At 63.4% G+C, this 22652-nt stretch carries 12 protein-coding genes, 1 pseudogene and 2 riboswitches; of the genes and pseudogenes, 9 read left to right on the forward strand and 4 right to left on the reverse strand.

What is annotated here, in order from left to right:
• The first annotated feature begins 148 nt into the window (after positions 1 to 148).
• Positions 149 to 353, forward strand: a riboswitch (cobalamin riboswitch).
• Positions 354 to 465: 112 nt separating this feature from the next.
• From DU475_RS16075 to DU475_RS16100, 6 genes are all read left to right on the forward strand, one after another.
• Positions 466 to 3390, forward strand: coding sequence for a ribonucleoside-diphosphate reductase subunit alpha (locus DU475_RS16075; protein ID WP_164632696.1), 2925 nt, complete (start codon positions 466 to 468; stop codon positions 3388 to 3390).
• A gap of 20 nt (positions 3391 to 3410) precedes the next feature.
• Positions 3411 to 4529: a ribonucleotide-diphosphate reductase subunit beta gene (locus tag DU475_RS16080; protein WP_164632697.1), complete on the forward strand. Its 1119-nt coding sequence runs from the start codon at positions 3411 to 3413 to the stop codon at positions 4527 to 4529.
• 252 nt (positions 4530 to 4781) lie between these two features.
• The gene (locus tag DU475_RS16085; protein WP_164632698.1) at positions 4782 to 5402 is read left to right on the forward strand and encodes a hypothetical protein; all 621 of its coding nucleotides are present in this window, start codon (positions 4782 to 4784) and stop codon (positions 5400 to 5402) included.
• Between the two features lie 168 nt (positions 5403 to 5570).
• Positions 5571 to 5776: riboswitch (cobalamin riboswitch) on the forward strand.
• A gap of 531 nt (positions 5777 to 6307) precedes the next feature.
• The gene (locus tag DU475_RS16090; RefSeq protein WP_164632699.1) at positions 6308 to 8338 is read left to right on the forward strand and encodes a TonB-dependent siderophore receptor; all 2031 of its coding nucleotides are present in this window, start codon (positions 6308 to 6310) and stop codon (positions 8336 to 8338) included.
• Positions 8339 to 8361: 23 nt separating this feature from the next.
• Positions 8362 to 9126: a siderophore-iron reductase FhuF gene (gene fhuF, locus DU475_RS24475; RefSeq protein ID WP_164632700.1), complete on the forward strand. Its 765-nt coding sequence runs from the start codon at positions 8362 to 8364 to the stop codon at positions 9124 to 9126.
• Complete coding sequence (locus DU475_RS16100; protein ID WP_164632701.1) at positions 9123 to 10817, forward strand: ABC transporter ATP-binding protein/permease; 1695 nt, start codon at positions 9123 to 9125, stop codon at positions 10815 to 10817. Before fhuF ends, DU475_RS16100 begins: the two co-directional genes overlap by 4 nt.
• Before the next feature lie 211 nt (positions 10818 to 11028).
• Here DU475_RS16100 and DU475_RS24335 read toward each other — a convergent pair whose 3' ends face one another.
• The gene (locus DU475_RS24335) at positions 11029 to 11520 is read right to left on the reverse strand and encodes a site-specific integrase (RefSeq protein WP_283812096.1); all 492 of its coding nucleotides are present in this window, start codon (positions 11518 to 11520) and stop codon (positions 11029 to 11031) included.
• A 244-nt stretch (positions 11521 to 11764) separates the two neighbouring features.
• Positions 11765 to 11887, reverse strand: coding sequence for a hypothetical protein (locus DU475_RS24480; protein WP_283812097.1), 123 nt, complete (start codon positions 11885 to 11887; stop codon positions 11765 to 11767).
• Between the two features lie 655 nt (positions 11888 to 12542).
• On the opposite strand from DU475_RS24480, the gene DU475_RS16110 reads away from it, so the two are divergent.
• Positions 12543 to 13193, forward strand: a complete 651-nt coding sequence (locus tag DU475_RS16110) for a hypothetical protein (protein ID WP_164632702.1) — start codon at positions 12543 to 12545, stop codon at positions 13191 to 13193.
• 27 nt (positions 13194 to 13220) lie between these two features.
• The gene (locus DU475_RS16115; protein WP_164632703.1) at positions 13221 to 14168 is read left to right on the forward strand and encodes a hypothetical protein; all 948 of its coding nucleotides are present in this window, start codon (positions 13221 to 13223) and stop codon (positions 14166 to 14168) included.
• A gap of 759 nt (positions 14169 to 14927) precedes the next feature.
• On the opposite strand, the pseudogene DU475_RS16120 reads toward DU475_RS16115, so the two are convergent.
• Positions 14928 to 15085, reverse strand: a pseudogene (locus DU475_RS16120) (IS256 family transposase); the annotation flags it as partial.
• Between the two features lie 347 nt (positions 15086 to 15432).
• On the opposite strand from DU475_RS16120, the gene DU475_RS16125 reads away from it, so the two are divergent.
• The gene (locus DU475_RS16125) at positions 15433 to 16320 is read left to right on the forward strand and encodes a transglutaminase-like cysteine peptidase (protein ID WP_205524411.1); all 888 of its coding nucleotides are present in this window, start codon (positions 15433 to 15435) and stop codon (positions 16318 to 16320) included.
• Here DU475_RS16125 and DU475_RS16130 read toward each other — a convergent pair.
• Positions 16286 to 22652: YDG domain-containing protein (locus DU475_RS16130; RefSeq protein ID WP_246700337.1), on the reverse strand; the 6367-nt coding region annotated here is incomplete at its 5' end. The two genes, DU475_RS16125 and DU475_RS16130, sit on opposite strands and share 35 nt — an antisense overlap.

Below are 22652 nucleotides of genomic sequence, written 5' to 3' on the forward strand. Positions count from 1 at the left end.
GAACGGCTGTCTGCCGATCTCGGCTCCCTGGGCGCCGGACGCACGCGCGTACAGCCGTTCCGCTCCGTCGCCTCCTGACTCAGGCACCGTCCACAGCGAACATCCGCCCAAAGTCGACACAACGGATTGACCAAAAGCAGATCTGACTACAATATATAGATGTCACGGTCTTTCGAGTCGCATCAGCGACCCGAGAGCTAAGAGGGAAGCCGGTGCAACGCCGGCGCTGCCCCCGCAACTGTAAGCGGCGAGCCGACGTCCGATATTCGTCACTGGGCCCTGAACGGCCCGGGAAGACTGGACCGACGCTACGACCCGCGAGCCAGGAGACCTGCCGCGACAGTCGCAATCGTCCCTGGGCGGGGTGTCCCGGTGGGTCGCATGGCAGCCGTCGCAGTCCTCACGGACGACCTCCTGCTCGCGTCTCCGCCAGGTCCCTGCCCCAACATCCACGGGGTCTTGGGAATGTCTGTCGGAACCGAAGCTGCTCACACCGCGCGCCGCGCGCCATTGTCCCCCCTCGCCTCTGCCGACGTCGCAGCCGGCGCCGCGCACGAGACGAGCTATCAGGTGATCCGGCGGAGCGGCGAGGTGTCGCCGTTCGATGCATCGAAAATCGCCGTTGCGCTGACGAAAGCGTTTCTCGCCGTCGAAGGCAGCAACGCCGCCGCATCCCGGCGCGTGCACGACACCGTTGCTGAGCTGACCGACCAGATCGTCGCCAATCTCACCCGCCGGATTGGACCGGGCCGCACCTTCCACATCGAGGACATTCAGGATCAAGCCGAACTCGCCCTCATGCGCAGCGAGCACCACAAGGTCGCGCGCGCCTATGTGATCTATCGCGAAGAGCGCACCCGCGAACGTGGCAAGGCGGCCTCGAGGGAATCTAAGCCAGCCGAACCCGCTTTGCGTACCAAAGCCAGCGACGGCACTTTGCATCCGATCGATTTCCCTCGCCTCTCTGCCATCATCGCAGAGGCCTGCGCAAAACTTGACGGCGTATCGGTCGAGGTCGTTCTCACCGAGACGCAACGAAATCTATACGATGGGATCAGCGACGAGGAACTGGCGCTGGCTCCGATATTAGCTGCCCGGACCTTCGTCGAGATTGAGCCAGACTATACCAAGGTCAGCGCACGGCTGCTGCTCGACAAGCTCCGCCGCGAAGCCCTGAGCTTCGTCGAGGGCCGGTCGCATCAGGCGACACAGGCGCAGATGGCGGAACGCTATGCCGATTACTTCAGCGCCTATGTCAAAGTCGGCATCGCGCACGAGCTGATCGATCCGGAAATCGGGCGTTTCGATGTTTCCAAGCTCGCCGCCGCGATCAAACCAGAGCGCGACCTGCAATTCGACTATCTCGGCCTGCAGACCCTGTACGACCGTTACTTCCTGCATGTCCATGGCACGCGCTTTGAACTGCCTCAGGCGTTCTTCATGCGGGTGGCCTGCGGCATCGCACTGCGCGAAGTCGATCGCGAGGCCAAGGCAATCGAATTCTACAACCTGCTGTCGTCGTTCGACTTCATGGCGTCGACGCCGACCTTGTTCAATGCCGGCACGCTGCGACCGCAACTGTCGTCGTGCTTCCTCACCACGGTGCCCGACGATCTCGACGGCATTTTCAAATCGATCAAGGACAACGCGCTGCTGTCGAAATACGCCGGCGGCCTCGGCAACGACTGGACCCAAGTCCGTGGTCTCGGTGCCCATATCAGGGGCACCAACGGCGAAAGCCAAGGCGTGGTGCCGTTCCTGAAGGTCGCTAACGATACCGCGATCGCGGTCAATCAAGGGGGCAAGCGCAAGGGCGCGGTCTGCGCCTATCTCGAGACCTGGCATATCGACATCGAGGAATTCCTCGATCTACGCAAGAACACAGGCGACGATCGCCGCCGCACCCACGACATGAACACCGCCAATTGGGTGCCGGACCTGTTCATGCAGCGCGTCGAGCAGGACGGACCTTGGACGCTGTTCTCGCCGGATGAGACGCCGGATCTGCACGATCTGACCGGCCGGGCCTTCGCCGAGCGCTACGCGTTCTATGAAGCCAGGGCGGCGCGCGGCGAACTGCGCGTCACCAAGCAGGTTCGCGCGGTCGACCTGTGGCGGCGGATGCTGACGATGCTGTTCGAGACCGGGCATCCGTGGATCACCTTCAAGGACCCCTGCAACCTGCGCTCGCCGCAGCAGCATTGCGGCGTGGTGCATTCCTCCAATCTCTGCACCGAGATCACCCTGAACACGTCCGAGCGCGAGGTCGCGGTGTGCAATCTCGGCTCGGTCAACCTCGTCAATCACGTTGCGGACGGACGGCTCGACTTCGCCCGTCTGGAGCGGACCGTGACGACGGCGATGCGGATGCTCGACAACGTCATCGACGTCAATTTCTACACCATCCCCGAGGCGCGCGCGTCCAACCTCCGGCATCGCCCGGTCGGTCTCGGCCTGATGGGCTTCCAGGACGCGCTCAACATTCTGCGCCTGCCCTACGCATCCGATGAGGCCGTCGCCTTCGCCGACGAGAGCATGGAGGCGATCGCCTATTGGGCGATCTCGGCCTCTGTCGATCTCGCCGCTGAGCGCGGGCGCTACGCCTCCTACGATGGCTCGCTGTGGTCGCAAGGCATTCTGCCGCTCGATTCGATCGGTCTCGTCGACGAGGCACGCGGCGCTGCGATCGAGGTCGACCGCGGCAGCCGGCTCGACTGGGAGGCGCTGCGCAGGCGCGTCACGGCGACCGGCATGCGCAACTCCAACGTCATGGCGATCGCGCCGACCGCGACGATCTCCAATATCTGCGGCGTGTCGCAGTCGATCGAGCCCGCCTATCAGAACCTCTACGTCAAGTCGAACATGTCGGGCGATTTCACCGTCGTGAACACCCATCTGGTGCGCGACCTGAAGGGCTGCGGCCTGTGGGACGAGGTGATGATCTCCGATCTGAAGTACTTCGACGGCAGTCTCGGCCAGATCGACCGCGTGCCCGACGACCTCAAGGCGCTGTACGCGACCGCCTTCGAGATCGACGCGACATGGCTGATCGAGGCTGCCGCCCGGCGGCAGAAATGGATCGACCAGGCGCAGTCGCTCAACCTCTATCTCGCCAATCCGAGCGGCAAGAAGCTCGACGCGTTGTACCGGCTGGCATGGCGGCGGGGATTGAAGACGACTTACTACCTGCGGTCCCGCTCGGCCACCCATGTCGAAAAATCGACTCTGCGCGGCACCGACGGCAAGCTCAACGCGGTCTCCGCGATCACGCTGCCGACCGCCTCCGCTGAAACGTCGCAACGCAACGGGGCCGCCAACGGCCATGACGTCGGCGAAGGCTGGGGCAAGGCGTGCGCCATCGACGATCCGACCTGCGAAGCCTGCCAGTGATCGAACCGGAGATGTCCAACATGCTGCAAGCCGTCAAAAGCCAGAACGCTGCCCTCTTCGCAGAATCAGACGCCGTGCTTCAGGCCGATGCCACCGGACTCGGCACGATCGATCGCGGTGCCGCCCGGGTTCGGGTCGACGACAAGCGGATGATCAACGCGCGCGCCGACGTCAATCAGCTTCTTCCGCTGAAATATCGATGGGCCTGGGAGAAATATCTTGCCGCCTGCAACAACCACTGGATGCCGACCGAAGTCTCGATGCAGGCCGACATCGCGCTGTGGAAGTCGCGCGACGGCCTGACCGAGGACGAGCGCCGGATGGTGAAACGCAATCTCGGCTTCTTCGCCGCTTCGGAGTCGCTGGTCGCCAACAACATCGTGCTGGCGATCTATCGCCACCTGACCAATCCTGAATGCCGGCAATATCTCTTGCGCCAGGCATTCGAGGAGGCGGTGCACACCCACACCTTCCAGTACATCGTCGAAAGTCTCGGCCTCGACGAGGGCGAGCTGTTCAACATGTATCGGGAAGTGCCGTCGATCACCGACAAGGCGGCGTGGGCGCTCGAGTACACCCGGCATCTCGACGACCCGCACTTCAAGACCGGAACGCCCGCGACCGATCAGGCGTTTCTGCGCGATCTCGTCGCCTTCTACGTCGTGTTCGAGGGGATGTGGTTCTACACCGGTTTCGTGCAGATCCTGTCGCTCGGCCGGCGGCAGAAGATGACCGGGATCGCCGAGCAGTATCAGTACATTCTGCGGGACGAGTCGATCCACCTGAACTTCGGCATCGACGTCATCAACCAGATCAAGATGGAAAATCCGCAGGTGTGGACCGCATCGTTTCAGGACGAAATCCGCGCCATGATTCACGAGGCCGCCCGGTTGGAGGCGGCCTATGGCCGGGACACCATGCCTCAGGGTCTGCTCGGACTGAACGCCGCCTTGTGCGAAACCTACATGCATTTCATTGCCAACCGGCGCTGCGTGCAGCTCGGGCTTCGTCCGGTGTTCGCTGATGCGGAAAACCCGTTCCCGTGGATGTCCGAGACGATGGACCTGAAGAAGGAGAAAAACTTCTTCGAGACCCGCGTCATCGAATACCAGAACGGCGGGGCGCTGGATTGGGACTGAACGATGCAATCACCTCATTCGAAGCCGGCAGCCCGCGACGGGCGCCGGACCGAGCCGATCGATCCGCAACGCGGTTCAGTCGGATCGTCGAACACCGCACGAAATCCGCACGGAGACGAGGCGGCTCCACCGAGCGCTACGTCGATTGCAGCGGGACCGTCCGGCGACATCGCAACGGCGCGACGCAAACGACGGTGGCGTTGGCGCGCGCTGGCATGGCGGCTGCAATTCCAATTCTGGCAGGGGCTGGAGATGCTGGTCCGGCTCGCGGTGCTGCGCGAGCGGCTTCGCCGAAGCGACCTGCGGTCCGCCGACCTGCCGCCGCCGATCGGCGAGGATCGGGACGATCCGTGGCGACGCCAACTCAGCATCGGCCACGGCTGCTCCGGGCCGGATCTTGCGACGCCGTCGATCAGCGCGCTCGATATGGGACCCGACGACCAGGAGGCGAACGGGCAAATCGCCGTGTGCGTGGTCGGCGACGGTGACGTCGTCGTCCAACTGCTGGAACGCCTGACGGATATTGGCGTTCGCGTGCACGCCACAGCGGATACGATAGATGACTACATCGCCGTCAGGCGCACCGGCGCCGTCCCGCATCGGTTCGAAGATATGCCAGCGGTCGCGGCGGGAATCGACCTGCTGATTTCCACGAGCTTCTCCAGGCCGATCGGAGCGACCGTCCTGGCCCGGCTTCCCGATTCCGCCGTCGTCATCGATCTCGCCGGCCCGCCCGGCAGCGTCGATTTCGAAGTCGCGCAGCGGCTCGCTCGTCGGACGATCTGGGAGCCGCCGGTCGATCGACACTTCGACGCGAGCTGGCGCAGCGTAGCCGATCAGATCGAGAGGCTTGAAGCTCGTAAGAACGGCTGAGTGCCGAGACGCGGCGCGGATGCCGTCCGCCGGAATGCGGAACACTACTTCCACATGCAACGCGCGCGAGAACGCAACTTTTCAGAAGCTACGGACCGCATCTGACGTGGAAGCCTCGCCGCAATCGTCTTGATTTTGCCATTGTCGATTGACTCGGTTGAACGACAATTTTAACCATTACTTGACGGTTCTTCCTTCGGGAGGATCAAAAGGGAATGCGGTGCGGAGATTGTTCTCCAATGCCGCGGCTGCCCCCGCAACTGTAAGCGACGAGTCTCGGTCAGACGGCCACTGGATCTTTGTCCTCGATCCGGGAAGGCGACTGGAGACGACGACCCGCGAGCCAGGAGACCTGCCGTCAGCAGTGGTCATGTGCGAACGCGCCGGTCGGGGTGAACCGGAGCGAAGCTCCCCGAGCATCACTCGCGAGGGACGAGCTTGTCGCGGTGACGTGTCACCTTGCCGCGAGGCCAAGCCTCGTCGTCAGTTCATCTGTCTCAATCAAAACGACCCGTCCTCGACCCGCGACAGCCGAAAGCCGATTTGCGTCGGCGATCCACACGCGAACGTCGTAGCAGACAGATGCTTGGAATTTGGGGGGAAGTATGTCTGTCGGTTCGGATCGTTCGGGCACGCGCACTGCGCGGCGCAACTATCTCGCCGCGTGCGCAACTGGCGCACTGCTCATCAGCGGCGCCGGGCTGGACGCCTCGCATGCCCAACAATCTCGATCGAGCAATCCCGATCTGCCGCCGGTCGTGGTGCAGCAAGACGGCAACGTCCGACGCAGTCCGCCCGCGCGCGAGGCGCGCTCTGCCGCGTCGCGCCGCAGCCCAAGGGTGGAACGCACGACTGCCGCATCGCCTCCCCCCGCTCCAGCTCGGCAGACCGATCCTGGCATCAGCGTGCCCGGCCTGAACGGCTACATCGCGACCGCGACCAGCGTCGGCTCGAAGACGAACACGCCTATCCTGGCCCTGCCGCGAAGCACATCGACCGTCACCGCTCAGGAAATCTTCGATCGCGACGCCGCGTCCGTGCAGGAAGCTCTCCAGTACACCGCCGGCGTCGGCGGCTTCTTCCGACAGGGCAACCTGACGCGGGAATACAATCGCGTGCGCGGCTTCGAAGCGTTTCAGTACCTCGACGGCCTCAAACTGCACGACAGCAACTGGGGATTCGAACGCTACGGCCTCGAGCGGGTCGACGTCCTCAAAGGTCCCGCATCCACCCTCTACGGTCAGGGCAGCCCCGGCGGCATCATCGATCTCACCAGCAAGCGTCCGACCGAAACCCCGTTCGGCGAAGCACTGCTGCGCATGGGCCTGCGGGGCTATCTCGAGGGCGCGTTCGACGTCAGCGGTCCGGCCAACGAAAACAAGAGCGTGCTGTATCGCTTCGTCGGCGTCGGCAAGATGGGCGATGGCGAGATCGATTTCACCAAGAACGAACGGGTCTTCTTTGCGCCCTCGGTGACGATCCGGCCGAATGAAGATACCAGCCTGACCCTGCTCGCCAGCTACCAATACGACCCGCACCTCACGGTGCTGCAGCCTCTGCCCTATGTCGGCACAGTTGTACCCGGCGCCAATGGCCAGTTCATTTCGCGCAAGACGTTCCTGGGCGAACCGAACTATCACGACACTTCAAAGGAAAGCTATCGGATCGGCTACGAGTTCAAGCATCAGTTCAACGACGTCTTCTCGATCCAGCAGAATTTCGCCTACCAGAACATCGACATTTCGCTTCGCGAAGTCCAAAGCCGCTCGACCGGCAACGTGACGACGCAGCGGCAAATGGCCTATCAGCAATACAATATCGACATCTTCCAGATCGACAATCGCCTGAAGGCCGACTTCGAGACCGGTCCGTTGCGTCATCACGTGATGTTCGGCGTCGACTACGCGTCGATCCCGAATTATCAGGGCACGGGAACCAATCGCGGCACCGGCAACTTCCTGCTCAATTATTACACGCCGCTTTACGGCGCGGCGCTACCGAACAATCCGTTGACGACCAAACGCTATCAGAACGTCGATCAAATCGGTGTCTATCTGCAGGACCGCATCGAGCTCGGACGGCTCTCCGTCCTGTTCGGCGCTCGCAACGACACCGCGCATTTCGCTCAGCAGAGCCAAGCCTTGGTGCCGGCGACCGGCAATTTCACGCAGCCGCCGTGGACACGTCAGAACGACAACGCCACCACCTATCAGGCTGGAGCCATCTACGCATTCGACAGTGGCGTTGCGCCGTACGTCAATTATTCCCAGTCGTTTGCGCCGACGATCGGCACCGACTTCTCCGGACGCCCGTTCATTCCGGTCACGGGCGACCAGATCGAGGGGGGCGTCAAATATCTGCCGCCCGGCATGAACCTGGCGATCTCAACGGCGGGCTTCAACATCACTCAGAACAACGTACTGACGGCTGATCTCGTCAATCCCGGCTACGCCGTCCAGACCAGTTCGGTCGAAGCCAGCGGCGCCGAGATCGAGGTGAAGACCACCCGTCTCTACGGCTTCAATTCATCCGCCGCCTACACCTATCTGGCCCCCAAGGTGACGGCCACCAACACAGCCGGCGGCATCGGCAAGGATCCGGTCAGCATGCCCCGCCATGCCGCGTCGCTGTGGACCACCTACAGCTTCGAAGACACCAGCGTCCTCGCCGGCCTGACCCTGGGCGGCGGGGTGCGTTACGTCGGATCGTCGTTCGCCGATACGCTCAACACCACGGAGATCCCGTGGTTTACGCTGGTCGACCTGTCGCTGCGCTATCGGCTGGGGGCGATCTCCGCCAGCCTGCAGAACTGGGACGTCGCGCTCAACGTCAAGAACCTGACCGACAAGCGCTACGTCGGATCCTGCGATGCGCTGAGCCAATGCTATTATGGGCTTGGCCGCACTGTCGACGGTACGATCCGGGTCCGGTTCTGAGCCGGCGCGGGAGGGCATCCCCGGTGATCGCGATCCCTCCCGCCGCCCTCTGCCGCGAGATCGACGATCTCGCGGCCAGCCATGAAGGCACCGCGTCGTTCGCAGGCAGCCTGGTCGGACCGGAGGATCCCCGCCCGGCCTTGCCGGCTGACGCTTTGCTCGTCAGCCCTCACCGATCCCTCATTCACAACCGCTTTGCGAAGCGGTTCGACCAGTTCGACGAACGCGCGACGCATTCGATCTGGATGAAATGGTATCTCAACGTCGTCCTGCCACCGGTTCTTCTGGCCGACGTCTGCCTCGGTCGTTCAGTGGCGATCGGCCTGGACGAAGTCCATTTCGTCATGGCCGAGGACGGACGAGTTGCCGCAGTTCAGATCGGACACGAGAGCTTCCAAACCGGCGAGCAGGATCCGTTCGAACGGCTTCGGTCGCTGATCTTCGATCATTTGGCGCCTTTGATCGATCTGCTGACAGCTCGCACAAAACTCACGCGCCGCGTCTGTTGGAGCAACGCCGGCAACACCTTTGAGGCGATGCTTCGTCGGATCGAACAGGTTGCCGGCCCGTCACGGCGGCTCGCGGAGGCGCAGGAGATCCTGGCAAGTGCTCGTTGGGCCGGGGGGCTCCCGAATCCACTCGCCGGCGCCATCCATGACCGAGACGGCGTCCGGACCCGCCGAGTCTGCTGCTTACAATATCGGCTTCCCGACCGCCGGTTCTGTAGCGCCTGTCCCGTTCCTGAAGCGCGGCCACAACTCTCCGATCTGACAGGGCGCTCCGATTGACCTCCCCGCTTTCCCTCCGCGCAGGCCTGCGCAGTGCCTTGCGTCTTGCGGTGCCGTATTTCCGCTCGGATCAGCGCTGGATTGGTCTGAGCCTTCTTGCGAGCCTGATCGGTGCGCAACTCGTCGCCGTCGGTGCCGCCGTCGCCGAGAACTACTGGCGCAACGCGTTCTTCCAGACGCTCCAGGACAAGAACTGGCCCGGCTTCATCGAACAGTTCTGGGTGTACGCGGTGATCGCCGTGTTCCACATCTGCGGGGCGGTGTATCAGCGCTATCTCGGCCAATGGCTCACCATTCGCTGGCGCGGCTGGATGACCGCGCATTATCTCGACAGATGGCTGCATGGATCAACCCACTACCGCGCCACGATGGCGGCCGGCGCCGTCGATAATCCGGATCAACGGATCGCCGAAGACGTCCGCTCCTATATCAGCCTGACTCTGGAACTCCTGGTGGGGCTGATCGGCGCCATCGCGCGTCTGACCTCGTTCGTCGCAATCTTGTGGGCGCTGTCCAGCAGCATTCCCTTCTCCATCTTCGGCGTGACCATTCCCGGCTATCTGGTCTGGGCGGCGTTGATCTATACGGTGGCTGGCAGCGCCGTCACCCATTGGATCGGCCGCCGCCTGATCGGAATCGATTTTGAGCAGGAGCGGCGCGAGGCCGATTTCCGCTTCGCGCTCGTGCGCCTTCGCGAGAACAGTGAGGCAGTCGCGCTGCTGCACGGCGAAGATTTCGAGAAGCGCGGCCTTGCGATGCGATTTCAGGCCATCGTCGACAACTGGTTTCGGCTGATGAAGCTCCAGCAGTTGATCGGATTGTTCTCCGAATCCTACAAGCGCTACTCGCTGTATTTTCCTTACTTCGTCATGGCGCCGCTGTTCTTCGGCGGAACGATGCAGCTCGGATCGTTCATGCAATCCGGATCTGCGTTCAATGAGGTTCGGAATTCGTTCTCTTACTTCATCAACGCTTATCTGAAGCTCGCCGAGCTCGCTGCCGTGACACACCGGCTATCGCAATTCGCGCAAGTCGTGAAGCAGTCCAAGCCCGCAAATGCAGATGTGACATCTCCCTCTGCCGGCGCCGCGCTGGATGCTTCAGAAATCGTCGTGAAGACGGCAGCCGGCTCTCCCATCATCGCGGTCGACGGCGTTCGGGTCGAATCCGGCACCTCGCTGCTGATCACCGGTCCGTCCGGCACCGGAAAAACCAGCCTTGTTCGAGCGATCGCCGGCATTTGGCCATTTGTCGATGGAAGCGTCTCGACTGCTGCGCGCCGACCGCTCGTGCTGCCTCAGCGCCCCTATCTCCCGCTCGGCACCCTGCGCGCCGCCCTGTCCTATCCGGAAGCCCCTGATCGTTCGGACGCCGCTCGGATGGTCGAGGCGTTGCAGGACGTCGGGCTCGATCATTTTGTTGCACTTCTAGACCAAGTCGATCGTTGGGACTTACGTCTATCCGAGGGGGAGAAGCAGCGTTTGGCGATAGCGCGCGCCCTCCTCTACCAACCAGATCTACTAATTCTCGACGAAGCCACCTCAGCTTTGAGCAAACCGTCCGAGATATTACTGCACCAAATATTGAGGATGCGCCTGTCAACGGCGACTATCGTCGCCGTCAGTCATCAAGATGCACTCCATTCATACTATGATAGCGTCACAGTCCTCAGAACGTCAGAAACAAATTGATTGAATCCTCACAATGCGCTCGCAATGGGCAGGTCCGCTCCTGGCCCAAGCCAGACATTGTCCCCCCGCTTTGCGTATCACCCGCTTGCCGTGTGAAACAGACGCGCGGGCCTGGACGGAGTCAGATGGCAGATTCCAGGACCAAACCGCATTTCACGCTTCGGCCGCAGCGTTGACGGCGGGCCGCCAGGCTTCAGGTACAATCCAGCCGTCAAGCCTTCGCTTCAACGATGGCGTCCTCCGGAAACAACCTCGACCTCTGTTCCGCAGGGGTAGGGTTCAGGTATCTCATCAGCACTGCAACGGTCTTGTGGCCGCTCTGCCGCATCAGCGTCTTGAGGTCGGTGCCGCGAGCCGACATTCGGGACAGGGCTTCATGTCGGAGATCGTGGATCCGGAGATCAGGGCATTGCGCCGTGATACAAATCTCGTTCCGCCACGCGTTCTCTGCGACCCACGACGAAAACCTGAACACTTTGCTGTCCGCCGGCTCCCGGTCGGTCAGGTCGAGCAAGCCGGCGTAGGCGCGGTCCGAGATCGCGACATGGCGCGCGCTGCTGTTCTTCGAGTCCGGAATGACGACGAACCCGGGGCTCCTGCCGGATCCACCCGCACTCGATCGAGATCGCTTACCGAGACGCATCCCGGTATCGAGCAGCAGCGGAAACAGAGCTTTCCACTGACAGCCTACCGGACCGACCAAACCCTCGATTGCCTCTTTCTCTTTGATAGCCCTCTCCTCGCCCTAGCGCAGCCGTCGTTCACGATGGCCGGAGGGTTGGGGCTCGCCCCACCTGCGCTTCCGGAGCGAGGCGATCGGGTTGGAAACGTCGACCGACTTCTCGCGCATCAACCACTCGTACACGGCCGAGAGACCGTGTTGAGGTTCCGAATCGTGGACGCCGACTTGCTAATCGTCTTGCGCGCGTCGCGGAAGTCGGCAACGGTCAGATCCCGGAGGCGTTTCTTGCGAATTCCTCGCGCGCCAACATCTGCAGCATTGCAGCTTCCTGAGATGCCCCCTTCTTCGCGGGCGTCACCTTGATGCGGTAGTCGTCGAGCGCCTCCACTAAGCGCTTTTGCGGCCATCCGAGGGCCCGCAGGCTTTCGGTTCAAACCGGGGACCGCAGCAATTGCCGAGTTTCATCGCAGCCGGGGTCGCCCGCAGCCGGAGCCTGGCGTCGTCCTTCTTCGTGAATGTCTGTCTGATGGATTTCGAAACCACCGGTGCCTGAAAGGTGTCCGGCAGGCGCGCCGGCGCGGTCCTTTTGGACCGCGCTTGAAAACCGGCGTGCCCGCAAGGGTACCGTGGGTTCGAATCCCACCCCTTCCGCCAACCCCGCCGATTTTCTTCTATGACCCGGTATCGCCGCCGATCATCGCACACCACAATGCGATATAGCGAACCGCCGTTTCCACGCTATCGTCCGATACTTGCGTGTCCGGGCCAGCAGTGCGGCGGCTTTCGACCCTCACTAGGCGGCTGCGAATGCGCGGGCGAATGCCGACATCGCAAATCAGTGCGGAGGCAATGCCCAGCACCTATTTTTCGGGTGCGAAAGCAGGCCAGAAACATGACTCCAAAAACCATTGTGACAGAGGCCAAAAAATCGGCGCCGAAAAGCGCCATGTAAGCCATTGATTTATAACAACTCACGACGCGCCATGAAAAATGAGAGGCATGAAGGTAGTTGAATTAATAAATTAAGTAGTGTGACATGCCATATGGCCAGCGTTGCGCAGTACCTTTCCGAGCATGGTCCCTCACGTTCCTCACGGATCGTTGAGGCACTTGTCGCATCTGGTTTATCCGCAGAGGCAGCGCGTCAGCGCGTATCGCGAGCCAAGCCGCCGATCCGCAGCTTTCCTGTTCCGCTCCTGCCTAAGCGCGAGGCGTTCCTCTATCTGGAGAAGGACCGTAACGGCGAACGGTTCTGGCAAAACTTCCTGCGCGATCTCCGCGAAACCAATTCGATTACGGCGGCGGCTATCGACGGGGTGATTGCTCGGGGTGGCATAATTCCTGCCGAGCAATTCGCGGTTGTAAGCGGTGCGACGGTCAGGCCTAAGGCCGGGCAAGTCCCGGCTGATACGGTCGCCAGCCGTCTTATAAAGTCCGACTTCCTCAAGGAATTCCACGACCCGGAATATGGCCGCTGTTTCCACACGGCTCCGAGTTTGGCCATGGGCACATCCGCTGCCATGCGGGCGCGGGACATTACGGAACGTGTCTTGCTGGATGGCCTGCGCGAATGGTGCCGAAAAATTGGCCTCGCGAGCTACAATGCTATCCGCATCCGGGGCGACGAAGATTTGAAGCCGATCGGGCCTTTCGCATTCGATCTTGCCGGGCCGAGCTATCTCCTCCCGTTGTAGGGATCGGCAAGCAAACCGGGCTTCGTTGTGGCGGACGTTTTCGCCGAAGGCATTTTGACCGTCCATGAGATTCAGTTTTTCATCCGCAAAGCTCGCGTTCTCAAAGCCAGCTTCAAGGATATCGGCATTCTGTCGATCATCGTTGCGGAAGGCTTCACGGGCGAAGCAATGACCGCAGGACATGCGGCGGGCGTTATGCTGGCAACCCCCAAAGACCTGTTCGGGAAGCGTGTCGGGGAGGCAATCGCCTCGCTCTGCGAAGTGCTCAAGAATGCCGCGAGATATGCGTCATCGAGCCCCGAACGGCTCACCATGCTTTTGAACAACCTGTTCGATATCGAAGGGCGCAACAAGAATCTTCGTGGCATCCTGTTCGAGATGGTGGCGGGCTATCTTGCGAGACGCACAGCCATGACGATGGATATGGGCGTCACCGCCAAAGACCCGAGCACCGGGAAGACTGCGGATATCGACGTTCAGACGATTACCAACCAGAACGCAGTCGTCACGGCGATTGAATGCAAAGGTAAGGAGCCGGGCGGTGTGTTGGGTCTGGCAGAGGTGGAGGAGTGGCTCGCGAAGATTCCCACATTCCGCGCTCATTACGCTCAGCACGGGTATTTACGCGAGGCAGAGCAGCGCTTCGAAATCTGGACGAGTGGCAGCATCGCACCTGATGCGCTGGCGAAGCTGAAAGAGGAACAGGTCCGCCGCGTAAAGGCGAAGATCGACTGGAAGGACGGCGATGCCGTTCTGGCGCTGGCGAGGGCGGGCAAAGAGAAGGCCCTTGCCGACGCTCTCAACCAGCATTTCTTTCGTCATCCGCTCGCCGAAGTCGCCAAGCAATTCGAAGCCGGCGGGGCCGCTGGAAAAGTGCCGTCATGGATGGCTCCTACGAAATCTAACCTGCCTGAGTTCCAAAGTCCGGCAATTGAAGTCGTCTCGTTGGATGGCGAGTTGGACGCCGCCGAGTGACCTAGCGCCCAAATTCAGGATCGCGGGTCTGCCCTTGGCTTGCCTGCTCAGGCGTTGCGGTATCGGGAAGTCGCTCCAGGAACGCCGCGGAGCGCCGGGCGTGTCGCACATAATCCTGACGTGTATGAGGTCCCACTCCGCGCATGACCGGCGAGTAGATCCAAGGAGCGGATGCATAGCGGCCACCAGCGGGAGAAGCGGAAATACCCCGTCAGACGCCCGAAATTGCCGCCGTTAGCCATCTAAATGCCGCTGAAAACCGCCGATTGCCGCATAATCATGGGAATTTGCATAATTATCAAATAGTTATGATGATCTCGTAGTTCTCATCTTCCTCGGGCACTGCCCGCCATAGCCTCTGATCTTATTCGGTAAAATCCGTTGGCAAGGCGCAATCAGGTTCTGAAGCCAATCGGCGAAGGTGGGTTCCAACCTGCCAACAATGCTGCGACACCTTTCTGCTGCAAACATCCTTCCATCAAGACCCGTCGGCCCGCTTCGGCAGGGGGTATCGGCCTTCTGGGCGGCCCGCTTGCAGCGGCGGGGCATCGGCATTCTTGGCACCGGGGACCTGTCCCTGATCGCGTATAGGTCGAGATACGCCCCCCGCCCCGCCTCCTACGGTTTCTGGCCATCTCGTCGAAGCGCGTCGCGACGCGGCGGAAGTATTTGAGCTCGCTGTCGACCCCCGGTTTGTCCATCCGGCGAAGTTGGTGTCCGCTAAAAAACTCCTCGGATGTCCATCTCAACAACAAGCAGGTGCATCAACGCTGCGGCACCATCGCGCCACGCGGCTTCGGCGTCGTCCTGCGTGAAAGTGGTGGCGATGAAGGTGGAGACGACGCGGCGTCCACTCTTGCCGGCATCCGTCATGAGGTTGAGCATGAATTTGCCCGGCAGCGCTGCGAGGCGGCATCCTATGCGTCTCCGGCGCCATGATCGGTACCACGCGCCGCCATCCTCGACAGGGCCTCGTGTCGGAGATCGTGGGTTCTCAAATGCTGACACCCTGCAGCGCCCCTGATCGCATTCGGGCAGGCGTCTTTGCACTTCGAATCTCGCCATCCTCGAGTGGTCAATGCGAGCTTAACGACTCGACACCCACTCTATGAATCCTCGTTGATAAGTGTTCACGCTTCGAACCAATAACGTCTCGGCCGCGGGGCTCTCTTAACCGCCGCAGCAGCACCGCCCCGTATCGTCGATCAGGTCGAGCGAGCCCGCAAGACAGATCGATAGTCGGGCCCGCGTCAGGGCACGGGCGATGCAATTCGGTCTGCTGAAAGCGCTGCTATCTGGTTCGATCGTATTCGGCGCTGTGCTGCCTGTCGCGGCGGCGGCGGCCGAACGGGACCTCGCGACCGTCACCGCGTCGATCGCGCCGACCGAATTCATCGAGACGATCCCGCCTCAGGCGGGCAGCGAGCCGTTCGGCAGGGCCACGGTGCGGGCTCCCCGAGGCGCATTGTGGACGAAGCTCGCGCAGATCACGGCAGACATCCAGGCAGCCAAGCCGGCGCTCGACCGCTGCCGCGCCGACCGGCAGCACTGCACCGAAGCCGGATCCCGCTTCGCCGACATCATCGACCAGGCCGCGCAACGGCAAGACCGCGCGCGGCTCGAACTGGTCAACAAGCGCATCAACGCGGCGATCGACTACACCACCGATCAGGAGGAGTGGCACGTTGCCGATCGCTGGTCGCCGCCGCTCTCCGACACCGCCGACGGCTCTTTCGAGACCGGCAAAGGTGATTGCGAGGACTTCGCCATCGCCAAGTTCGTCGCGCTGCGCGAAGCCGGCACGCCCGCGGCCGACCTCCGGGTTCTGATCGTTCGCGACAGGTCCGCCGGCGACTACCATGCGGTCCTCGGCGTGCGCCTCGACGGCAATTGGATGCTGCTCGACAATCGCGTTTCGCGGCTGGTCGAGAGCACTGACGCGACGTATTTCCAGCCGCTGTTCGCCGTCGCCAGCAGCGGCGTGACGGCGTTCTCGGCCGGCGATACCCGGCTAGCGGCACGTGTCTCTCCGCCGCCACATCCGGCCCTGCAGAAGCCGGTGGCCACGACCGAGGCCGGCACCATCCTCACCCGATTCCACAATTTCGCCGGCGCGCTCACATCGTCACCGCAAAATAGCCCGCAGGTTTGAACGCCTTCAGCGCGCTCCACATCGTCAGCGTGATCTTATCGGCGTGGGTGACGAACGACGGCACCGCATCGCCAACAGCGACCGGCTTGTTGTCGGCCGGATTGATCACCGCGGTGACGCCGCCGACCGACTTTGTCGCGGAGTCGAAGGCGAGGATCACCTGCTGACCGGTCATCGGATCGTTGGCGATCAGGCCCTTGCCGTCGGCGGTCAGGCCCAGCACCAGCAGCCACGGCGTCGCGACGCCTTCGGTTTTGCCGCCCTGCAGTACAACCGGCCCCTTGCGCAGCAGCGCCGCAACGTCGGTTTGGTCCGCAACGAACGCGAACGCATTGCCGCCGCCGGGCACCCGCTCAGCGCCCTTGCCGTCGGTGAACGACACCGCCCGCACGTCGGGATGGTCGAGCCGGCTCCACGATGCCGTCCCGTCGCCCCACAGAGCGTCGATCTTGAACGCCTGCTGGTTGTTGGTCTCGGCTCGGGCGATCATCGTCAGCACGGTCGCCTCGGCGGCTTCGGGTGCGAAGCCCGGCAGCTCGGCTTTCGAATACTGCTGATTGTCGAACTGCGAGATCGGCTTGAACAGCGTGCCGGCTCCTGAGCCGACCGCGATATTCTGGTTGACGTCACCCGTAGTGCCGGCGGTGCGGACGACCGGAGCCGCGGCCCGGATCGCCGCAATCACCGGCACCGGAGCGGCCGGCTGCTGGTAGCTGATCGTCACCGCAACCGGCGCGCTGGTGCTGCCGGACGCGATGTACTGGCTGGTCGGATAGTCGCCGCTGTTGGTGGCGGTGACGGTCGGCGTGGTCGGTGCCGCCAGGATGGTGAAATCGGCACCGACATAGCTCAACAGATAGTTCTGCGAAGCGGCGAGCGTGCCCTGCAGGATGGCGTAGCTGCCAACGCTCTCGCCCGGATCGCGGCTCAGCGCGCCGGTCAGACTGTCGCCGGCGACCAGCGAACCGCTAGTCAGGCTGAAGCCGAACACCGGATCCGCCGTGCCGCTGGTCTTCGACCCCGGCTCCGCCGCCACCGTGATGGCGCGCGGGGTGATGTCGGCTACGCCGGTGAAGCCAGTCGACGCCAGCACATAATTGCCGGCCCCTGCCCCGGTCAGGCTGTAGCTGCCTGTCACCACCTTGTCGATGCCGACGTTCTTGTCGGCATAGGCGGTGCCGGCGAGCAGCAGCGCCACCTCGTCGGTGCCGATCACGCCCGACAGCGTGCCGTTGCCGGTGACCGCTGCCGCGGTGGTGCCGTCGTAGACCTTGCCGGCCGCCACGCTGCCGTTCGACGCGAGCGTCAGCGTCGCCGGGGTGATGTCGGCCACCCCGGTGAAGCCGGTCGAGGACAGCACGTAGTTGCCCGCCTCCGCTCCGGTCAAGCTGTAGCTGCCGGTCACGATCTTGCCGGCACCGACATTCTTGTCGGCATAGGCTGTCCCGCTCAGCAGCAGCGCCACAGCGTCACTGCCGAACACGCCCGATAGCGTACCATTGCCGGTGACGGCCGCCGAGGTGGAGCCATCGTAGACCTTGCTGCCAGCCACGCTGCCCGCCGACGCAATCGTCAGCGTCGCTGGCGCGATGTCGGCCGCACCGGTGAACCCGGTCGTGGCCAGCACGTAGTTGCTGGCACCTGCCCCGGTCAGGCTGTAGCTGCCGGTGACCGTCTTGCCGGTGCCGGCATTCTTGTCCGCATAAGCGGTGCCGGCGAGCAATAGGCTGACGGCGTCGCCGCCGATCACGCCAGCCAGCGTGCCGTTGCCGGTGACGGACGCCGATGTGGTGCCGTCATAGACCTTGCTGCCAGCCACGCTGCCCGCCGACGCAATCGTCAGCGTTGCTGGCGTGATGTCGGCCGCACCGGTGAACCCGGTCGTGGCCAGCACGTAGTTGCTGGCACCTGCCCCGGTCAGGCTGTAGCTTCCGGTCACCGTCTTGCCGGTGCCGACGTTCTTGTCGGCATAGGCGGTGCCGGCGAGCAACAGGCTGACGGCGTCGCCATTGAGCACGCCAGCCAATGTGCCGTTGCCGGTGACGGCCGCCGACGTGGTGCCGTCATAGACCTTGCTGCCGGCGACAGTTCCTGCCGAGGCAATCGTCAGCGTCGCTGGCGTGATGTCGGCCGAACCGGTGAAGCCGGTCGAAGCGAGCAGATAGTTGCTGGCACCCGCCCCGGTGAGGCTGTAGCTGCCGGTGACCGTCTTGCCGGTGCCGACGTTCTTGTCCGCATAAGTGGTGCCGGCGAGCAGCAGGCTGACGGCGTCGCCGCCGATCACACCAGCCAGGGTGCCGTTGCCGGTGACGGTCGCCGACGTGGTGCCGTCATACACCTTGCTGCCGGCGACGGTTCCTGCCGAGGCAATCGTCAGCGTCGCTGGCGTGATGTCGGCCGAACCAGTGAAACCGGTCGAGGACAGCACGTAGTTGCCCGCCTCCGCTCCAGTCAGGCTGTAGCTGCCGATGACCGTCTTGCCGGTACCGACATTCTTGTCCGCATAGGTGGTGCCGGCGAGCAACAGGCTGACCGCGTCGCCGCCGATCACGCCAGCCAGCGTGCCGTTGCCGGTGACGGTCGCCGACGTGGTGCCGTCATACACCTTGCTGCCGGCGACGGTTCCTGCCGAGGCAATCGTCAGCGTCGCTGGCGTGATGTCGGCCGAACCAGTGAAGCCGGTCGAGGACAGCATATAGTTGCTGGCACCCGCCCCAGTCAGGCCGTAGATGCCGGTCACCGTCTTGCCGGTGCCGACATTCTTGTCCGCATAGGCGGTGCCGCTCAGCAGCAGTCCGACCGCGTCACCGTTGAGCACGCCCGCGAGCGAGCCGTTGGAGGTCACGACCGCAGCAGTGGTGCCGTCATACACCTTGCTGCCGGCCACGCTGCCCGCCGACGCGATTGTCAGCGTTGCCGGGGTGATATCGGCCGCACCGGTGAACCCGGTCGAGGACAGCACATAGTTGCCGGCACCCGCCCCGGTGAGGCTGTAGCTGCCGGTGACCGTCTTGCCGGTGCCGACATTCTTGTCGGCATAAGTGGTGCCGGCGAGCAGCAGTCCGACAGCGTCACCGTTGAGCACGCCCGCCAGCGTGCCGTTGCCGGTGACGGCCGCCGACGTGGTGCCATCGTAGACCTTGCTGCCGGCCACGCTGCCCGCCGACGCGATCGTCAGCGTCGCCGGCGTAATCGACGCCGAGGAGCTGGCGGTAGTCGAGAGGATATAATTGCCGGCATCCGCGCCGCTCAGGGTCAGGCCGCTGACCGCCACGGTCTTGCCGGAGCCGACATTGGCATCGGCGAACACGAAGGTCCCGGAACCGCCGACGTTCACCGCGTCGCCTTGCACGACGCCATTGAACCCGACGATCGAGCCGGTCGCCGTAGTGGTGCCGTCATAGACCTTGTCGTCGGCGACCGCGATTGCCGAGATCACCGCCCGGTTCACCGTCAACCCGCCGGCCACATAGCTGATGTTGTAGTTCGAAGAGGTCAGGCCCGACGCCGTCAGCGTGTAGCCGCCCGCATTGATCGCACCCTGCGCCGTGCCGCCATAAGTCAACGTGCCGCCGAGCACCGAGGCATTCTCGTTGTTGACGAAGCCCGCATAGCTGAGGCCGTTGCCGCCCGTGAACGCCTGGCCGTCATAGGTCTTGCTGGCATTCGCCACCGTCACCGTCAGGTCGGCCTTGTTTACCGTCAGCGAACCGCTGGCATAGGTGATATTGTAATTCGCCGCGGTCAGACCCGATGCCGTCAGCGTGTAGCTGCCGGCATTGACGGCAGTCTGGGCATCGCCGCCATAAGCCAGCGTGCCACCCAGCACCGAGGCGTCCTCGTTGTTGACGAAGCCGGCATAGCTCACACCGTTGCCGCCCGAGTACGCCAGGCCGTCATAGGTCTTGGCGTCGTTGTTGGCGGTGACCGTCAGGTCGGCCTTGTTCACCGTCAGCTGGCCGGCGGCGACGAAGCTGACCGCATAGCCGTTCAAACCAGTGACGGTGCCCTGGGACATGTCGATCAGATACGGACCGCCGGCGACGCTGGCGTCGATGGCCGCACCCGTCGAGGTGACGGTCGGCGTGCCGCTGTAGGTGGTCGCAGCCGTATCGGCCAGGTACGCTCCGGCGACGCCGGGCTGATAGCCACTCACGGTGTAGTTCCCTGACAGATCCACCGTCGTGCCGTAGGTTTTGGTCGCGTCGGTCGAGGTGAAAGTCAGAGTCGGCTGATAGGCGAACACGTAGCGGTTGCCGGACGCGATCGTCGACGGCGCGTTCGCCGCGTAGGTGGCGTTCCAGACCGCGGTGTTGCCGCTGTCGAGATTGTTGTACGTGTTGCCGGTCGGCGCCGCGGCGTAGACCAGCCAGCGACCGTTCGGCACACTGATCGCCGAGGAGCCGGCATTGTTGACGAATCCGGTGCCCGCGGAGAGCACGACGGCGTCACCGGTCGCGCTCGAGTTCAGCGCCCCCGCCAACGTCAGAGCGCCCGCGGTGCGGATGAGCAGACCGCCATTGGCGGTGAACGCGCCGACCGACAGGTCGGTGCTGCTGTAGAAATCGAGGCTGCCCGATCCGAGGTTGCCGGACTGCAGCGACGAGACCGCATTGCCGGAATCCGTCAGCGAATAGCTGATGCCGCTCGAGATGTATTGCAGCTTGAGAGTCGCGGCGCTGATCGACGCACCCGCCGTCTGGGTCACCGTGCCGTTCGACGACAGCACCAGATTGCCGGTCTGACTGATCGCCTGGTCGATGCTGAAGCTGCTGCCGGTCGCGACGATCCAGCGGTTGGCGAGCGTCGTCGACACGCCCGACGATCCGATCGCAACGGCGAGGCCCGACGAGATCGACGACAAGGTCGAGGCGGCGCTTTGCTCGAGAAGCGTATTGCCGAGGATGTTCAGGCCCGTGACCGATCCTGCGGCGTTCTGAACGTAGCTGACGCCGGCATTGGTGCCGGAAGTGAAGCTGACGAGCTGGCTGTTGCTGCCGATCGTACCGGGCGCGAGCAGGACGTAGTAGTAACCGTTGGCGCCTGCGCTCGTCGATCCGACCGTGGTGCCGTTGACCATCACCGCGACGTTACCGCCGGAAGCCGCGGTGACGCCATTGTTCGTGTACGCCTTACCGGAGACCACCTGCGGGGTGCCGGACCAGAAGCTCTTCAGGTAGGGATAGCTGACATTGGCGATGATGCCCCAGGTCCCGGTGTCCCAGCCGGTCGGTAGGGCCGCCTGAAGGGTCGCCGTGGTGACGCCGGTGCCGCCGGCGCTGCTCGACTGGCCGGTGGTCTGGGTGTCCCAATAGGAGTCGGTGACGCTGCCGTTGATGACAACCCCGATCAGCCCGCCGCTCATCGAGGAGTTTCCGACGACCAGGCCGGTGGCGTAGGCGTTGCTCACCGAGCTTCCGTCGAACTCTCCCACGAGGCCGCCCGCACTATAGAGGCTCGCCGTGACGGCGCCCGACGCGTAGGCGTCGGTGATCGTCGCGCCGGCGGTGCCGGCGCCGACCAGCCCGCCGACCCTCGCGATGCCCGTCACGGCTCCGGTCGCATAGGACGTGGTGAGACTTCCGGCCAGCTCGCCGAGCAGGCCGCCGATGTCGTCGACGCCCGTCACGGTCCCGGTCGCATAGGATCCCGACACCGTGTGGCTGGACGCGAGGCGCCCGATCAGGCCGCCCACGCCCGAGCTGCCGGACGCGGTGGCGCTCGAATAGGATTTCGAGACGTTCGCCTTCGAGTAGCCGATCACGCCGCCCACGGATTCGCTGCCGCCGACCGTGCCGGTCGACCAGACATCGCCGATCGTCCCGTTGGCCAGGCCGGCCAGGATGCCGACATAGGATCCGCCGACGACGGTCGCGTTGGTGAGGCCGAGATAGCTGACGATCGAGCCGGGATTACCGATATAGCCGAACAGGCCGACATAATCCTGCGTCGGCCGATCGATCGAAAGCCCGTCGATCACGTGGCCGTTGCCGTAGAAGCTGCCATTGAACTGCGCCGAGGCGCTGCCGATCGGCACGAAGCCGGCCGAGCCCCACATCTCCGACGGGTTCGCCAGCGCGGTCCCGAGATCGATGTCGGCGGCGAGCGTGTAGGAGGTGCCGACCGTCGTGTTCATCGCCATCAGCTGGAGCTGATGTGCATTGGTGATGGTGGTGGAATATTCGCTGCGCAGAAACGGCCGCGTCTCGCCGTCGATCATGAACCAGGTGTTGGTGAAGTCCCAGCCCGCATAGGTGCTCTGCGTGCGCGCCGCCGTTCTGGTGATCCCGGTCGCCGAGAACGTGCCGCCGTTCGTTCCGACGCCGGAGCCC

The sequence above is a fragment of the Rhodopseudomonas sp. WA056 genome, assembly GCF_010906995.1.
Classification (GTDB): Bacteria; Pseudomonadota; Alphaproteobacteria; order Rhizobiales; family Xanthobacteraceae; genus Rhodopseudomonas; species Rhodopseudomonas palustris_G.